Source organism: Croceicoccus sp., assembly GCF_983967925.1.
Genome location: NZ_CFETID010000056.1, coordinates 1 through 5,471, shown reverse-complemented (window position 1 = coordinate 5,471; position 5,471 = coordinate 1). Strand labels below are relative to the sequence as shown.

The following is a 5,471-nucleotide window of genomic DNA, read 5'->3' as shown; positions in this document are numbered from 1 at the left end:
TTTCGGCCCCCTGCCCTGCACGCTTTTGTGATGCCGTATGACCGCAAAGTCGGACAAACCGGAACGGCGGCTTTCGGGCGACAGATCCGGATAGCAGACATTCCAGCCGAATTATCCGGGCGTCGGCAACGCGCCCGCTACCAGACGTCGGTCTGCGCTTTAGCGAGCGCCAGAAGCGGACGTAGCCAGTTCGGGCGGGCCTGATGCTGGGGCACAATGCAGGCATGCCCAAAGGCAGCTAAGGCCTAGCGATTTTCCTTCGCTTATATCAGGCCGGTATTCATCCCCAAACGCCTATTGCCCGGCAGGTCGGTTCATTTCCCTCTCGATCGCCTGGGCCAGTTCACGCACGTGAAACGGCTTGGAAAGGCGGGACACGTCACTGGCGCTATCATCGACCAGATCGGCAAATCCAGTGATCATCAGCACCGGCAGGTCGCGCCTAAGCTTGCGGGCCGAACGCGCCAGTTCAAGGCCGCTCATGCCAGGCATGAGATAATCGGTGACAAGAATGTCGACGGGCTGCGAACGCAATACGCCCAAAGCGTCGCCCCCTGCATCGACCTCCAGTACATTGTGGCCGAGATCGTGGAGAATGGCCCCGGTCCCCTGACGGACCAGCGCCTCGTCATCGACCAGCAGTATATTGAGGCCCGTTTGGCCCTGCGACCACTCTTCCAGCTTGTCCGGCGCTGCCAGCGCCTCGGGATCGGCTGCGGGTAGCCACAGGGTGGCGGTCGTTCCGTAGCCCTCTGCGCTATCGAGCTGGAGGAAACCGCCCGACTGTCCGGCAAGGCCATGCACCATCGACAGGCCAAGACCGGTACCCTTGCCCACGCCCTTGGTCGAATAGAACGGCTCGATCGCGTGGGACAGGGTCGCCGCATCCATGCCGACCCCAGTGTCGGTAACCTCGACCAGCACATAGTCGCCATCGGGCAGGCCATGGCGTCCATCGCTCTGCGTCACCTTGCGCGTCCGCAGCTTAAGGCAGCCGCCGTCCGGCATCGCATCGCGCGCATTCACCGCAAGATTGAGAAGCGCAAGTTCGAGCTGGTTGGGATCGACCATCGCGGTGGCGCCGGTATCGTTCGTCGCGAAATCGATATGGATCGTTGGACCGATCGATCGCTGGATCAGATCGACCATGCCTTCGACCAGCAGGCTGATATCGGTCGCGCGCGCTTCCAGGTTCTGCCGCCGCGCAAAGGCCAGCAGGCGTGCGACCAGCGTGCGGGCGCGTTCGGAGGCCTGCAGCGCTCCGTCCAGCAGCTTTTGCATGCGCTCGTCCTCGATCCTGCGGCGGACAAGATCGAGCGTGCCCACGATCGGGGTCAGCAGATTGTTGAAATCATGCGCCACGCCGCCGGTCAGCTGGCCCAGCGTTTCCAGCTTCTGCGCCTCGTGCAGCTGGGCGCTGACGGCCTCGCGCTCCAGCGTCCGCTCCTCGACCCGCTTTTCCAGCTCGACCGTGAAATTGCGCAGCGTTTCTTCGGATGCCTTGCGCTCGGTAATGTCCTGACTGACGCCGGTCATGCGCAGCGGATTGCCTTTCCCATCCAGTTCGGGCCGCGCCCTGACATGGACCCAGTGCCGGGATCCATCGGGCCACACGGTGCGATATTCGATATCGTAATCGGTCCCCGTTTCCAGCGCATGCGCGACAGCGGCCTGCATTGCGTCCAGGTCATCGGGATGGATGCTGGAAAGCAGCTTCTCGTAGGTAAAATCATCGCCCGCGCCAAAGCCGAAATTCGCCTTGCAATGTTCGGACGCGGCCAGTTTCATCGTGCCGACATCCAGCGACCATGCCCCCAGCCTCCCGGCCGAAAGCGCGATGCGCAGTTGTTCCTCGCGGTCGCGGATGGTCTGGAGGCGCAGTCGCGCTTCGTATTGGCGCAGCCTGCCGCGCAGCGCGGCGCGCGCGATGCTGACCAGCGTGGTGGGGTGGAACGGGCGTTCGAGGAAGGTGACATTGCCCAGCATCTCCAGATAGCGGCCCGCCGCCGGATTGCGCTCGATGCTGCCGCCCCGTTCGGTGAGCAGGATGAAGGGGAAGTCGGACCATTCCTCCTGATCGCGCACGAAGGCATCTAGCGCGCGCAGGTCGGCGCGGTGGAACGACTCGTCCGTGACCACGGCAAAGCCCGCACCGGCGCGCAGCAACCGGACCAGCGCGGCGACGTTTGGCGCCACCGTGCTGGCGATCCCGGCATCGCGCAGCATGGCCACCGCGATGTCCGCATCCCGTCCGCGCGGTGCCAAAACGATGGCGCGTTCGGATTGCGTGAGGTTCATCAGGGGCGCATCGCCGGAGGCGTCAGGTCCATAAGCTCGGGCTCGCCGATGACCGAGGGCACGCCGCGCAGCACGCCCTGGAACTTGGTGAGCGGATCGCCCAGCGAAATGCCGTGGCTGTCGATGCGGAACTCGCGGATCGTGTCCTCATGCGCGCCGGTGCGCTTCTTTACGATGGATATCGCGCGGCGCACGCGGCCCGCCGCCTCGAAATAACGCAGCAGCACGACCGTGTCGGCCAGATAGGTGACATCGACCGGAGAGCGCATGTCGCCGACCAGCCCGTGCTGCGCCACGGTCAGGAATGTCGTCGCGCCCTGCCGGTTCAGATATTGCAACAATTCGTGCATGTGCAGGATCAGCGCCGATTCATGCGGCATAGCGGCGTGATAGCCGTTGAGGCTGTCGATCACGACAGTCTGCGCGCCATATTTCTCGACGCAGCTTCGCACGCGCTGCGAAAATTGGCCGGGGGACAGTTCGGCCGCATCGACCTGTTCGATCACCAGATTGCCGGTATCGACCATCGCCTGCAGATCAATGTCGAGCCCCAGCGCGCGGGTGAAAAGCAGGCCCAGCTCTTCATCGAAGATGAACATTGCCGCCTTGCCGCCCTTTTCAATCGCGGCCTTGATGAAGGTCAGCGCAAAGAGCGACTTGCCCGTGCCCGCCGGACCCAGCACCAGCGCGCTCGACCCGCGTTCGAAGCCGCCGCCCAAAAGGGCATTCAACTCAGGGCTGTCGGTCAGGACCGGATGGCGATCGAAATTGGTCTTGTGTTGCAGCGAGACGAGGCGCGGGAATACCCGCACGCCGCCGGTTGCGATGATAAAATCGTGATAGCCGCCGCGATAACGCTGCCCCCGATATTTCAGCACGCGCAGCCGCCGCCGTTCCGCGCCGTAATCGGGCGACAATTCCTCAAGCCGCAGCACGCCATGCGCGACGCTGTGCACGGTCTTGTCCGCCGCTTCCGACGTGAGGTCGTCGAGCATCAGCACCGAGGCGCCTTGTTTCGCGAAATAATGCTTCAGCGCCAGGATCTGGCGGCGATAGCGAAGCGAGCTTTGCGCCAGCAGGCGGATTTCCGACAGGCTGTCGAGCACGACGCGCTGCGGCCTGACCTTTTCATAAACCTCGAAGATGCGCTTGGTCGTTTCGCCCAGTTCCAGGTCCGAGGAATAGAGCAGGCTTTGCTGCTGGTCATCGTCGAGCAGGCTTTCGGGCGGGATTAGTTCGAAGATCTGGATCGAATCGGGCAGGGTCCAGCCGTGCGAGGCGACGCTTTCGCGCAGTTCCTCCTCTGTCTCCGACAATGTGATGTAAAGGCAGCTTTCGCCTAGCTCCGCCCCGTTCATCAGGAACTGGGTGGCAATCGTCGTCTTGCCCGTTCCGGGATCGCCTTCCAGCAGGAATACGCGTCCGCGGGTCAGCCCACCGCCGAGAATTGCGTCGAGACCTTCGACACCGGTGGCAGCCTTGGGAGTCGGTTCGGTCATGCGTCTGTCTCAAATCGGATTGGATGACGCGAGCAGGCGTCATGCCGCTCGGCCGTTTCGCCATCTAGCGGCCATCGCGTGGTAAAGATACGAAACTCTTGCGTCATGCCCAGCCCGTCACGCCGCTCCACGCGCCGAAGGGCCGCCGGGATCAGGTTTGCGAAAGATCGGACCGGCGCTGGGCAAGAAGCCTCAGCGTGTCCACGACATCGTCAAAGGTGAAAGGTTTGGGAAGGCTCGCGGCGGCATCGAAATCGCCAATTGTGGTGTTGCCGCTCATGATCGCGAAAAATTTCGACCTTGCGCCCAATTCCTCAAGTACGGGATCGGAAGGTCCGTCTGCCAAGCCGAGGTCGACGAGCGCCACATCGAATTCGACCGTTTCGATCGCCTCCATCGTTTCGCTTATCGACGAATAAGGCCCCACGATAGAGCAACCAGCGTCTTCGAGCATGTCTTCGAGCAAGATGCAGATAAGCCCTTCATCCTCGCACACGAGAACCAAGAGCCCTTCGATAGAGGGCGGCGTTACATTTTCGGATTGCTGCACGATGCGTTGCGACCTCCAAGCGGACGCCCACTATGAACGTGCTAATAACTTCTCATTTCAATACGCATATGGGGTTGCGTGGTTCCTGAGCAGACCATCTTTCCCGGACCGCCCCGGCTCACGGGATCTTGTGGGCCAGGAAGATGACGTGCGCCTCTATGTCGTCTTCGCCCTGCCAATGGGCATCGTGCCTGGCCTCGATCACGCGCACGGAAAATCCGCTTCGCGCGAGCCGGCCGGCAAAGCGATCGTCGTGCCCCGCCAACCAGATCGCGAGCAGGCCTTCGGGCCACAGGGCGTTTCGCGCCGCAAGAAGGCCGGCAGCGGAATAAAGCCAATCGTTGCAGCGTCTGGTCAGACCTTCGGGACCGTTGTCGACATCGAGCAGGATGCAGTCGTATCCTCCGCTCGAAGCCTCTATCAGCACAAACCGAATTCGGACCCTATACCGCCGGGGCGTCGCCACGCGCTAGAGGATCCCTTTACTCATGTCACGCGTCGTTGCGTCAGATCTGTTGATCAGCTTAAAATACGAGTGGCGGTCCTGCAGTCATAAACTTCAGGCGTCGCGGCCGAACGACGGCAGCTTCTTGGTAAGTCGTTTGTAGGACCGTGCTTCCGCTTCGGTTGGCGGATCCAGCATTTGCCTGAACGAAATGCCGCTCTCGAGGATCTGATTTCGCGGTGCGAATATCCCTTTGGTCGGCGCAGCTGGCCAAGAAACCCGGGTGCCCGGACGTGCGCTTTCGCAGTTTTTTAGCCAAAAAAGCGGGCGGTCCGCAAAGGGCCATTGCCGTAATCAACTCCATTGAGCTGCTTGGACCGTGCTACTCGCTTGACAGCGATCATCCACTATCCGGTGGTTTTCAGTAGCTGTAGAAAACTACCCTTTCTCGCCAGCACATCGGCAAGGGTATAGCGGTCAAGCACACCGAGAAACGCGCTCAAGGCTTCGTCCAACACGCTGGTCAGGCCGCAGGCCGGAGCGATGATGCAATCTACACATCCGACGAGGTCGAAATCGTCCTCCGTATGGCGGATCAACTGAGAACGGCGGTGCAAAATTAGACCACGGTAGCGGCGGCGAAGTGCTGCTGCGGGCGGCGTAAAAGTCGTCCACTTTT

4 protein-coding genes and 1 pseudogene are annotated in these 5,471 nt (G+C 61.8%); all 5 read right to left on the bottom strand.

The window, feature by feature from the left end; genetic code table 11:
- Positions 1-294 precede the first annotated feature (294 nt).
- A complete protein-coding gene (locus AC4FIJ_RS16240; protein ID WP_185885852.1) occupies positions 295-2,298 on the bottom strand; it encodes a hybrid sensor histidine kinase/response regulator in 2,004 nt (667 codons plus the stop codon).
- Positions 2,298-3,797, bottom strand: a complete 1,500-nt coding sequence (locus AC4FIJ_RS16235) for a DUF7125 family protein (protein WP_185885853.1) — start codon at positions 3,795-3,797, stop codon at positions 2,298-2,300. Before AC4FIJ_RS16235 ends, AC4FIJ_RS16240 begins: the two co-directional genes overlap by 1 nt.
- 151 nt (positions 3,798-3,948) lie before the next feature.
- Positions 3,949-4,347, bottom strand: coding sequence for a response regulator (locus tag AC4FIJ_RS16230; protein ID WP_185885854.1), 399 nt, complete (start codon positions 4,345-4,347; stop codon positions 3,949-3,951).
- A gap of 118 nt (positions 4,348-4,465) precedes the next feature.
- Entirely contained in the window at positions 4,466-4,813 is a 348-nt protein-coding gene (locus AC4FIJ_RS16225) for a hypothetical protein (RefSeq protein WP_185885855.1), read from the bottom strand.
- A 386-nt stretch (positions 4,814-5,199) separates the two neighbouring features.
- Positions 5,200-5,471: pseudogene (locus tag AC4FIJ_RS16220) on the bottom strand (hypothetical protein); the annotation flags it as partial.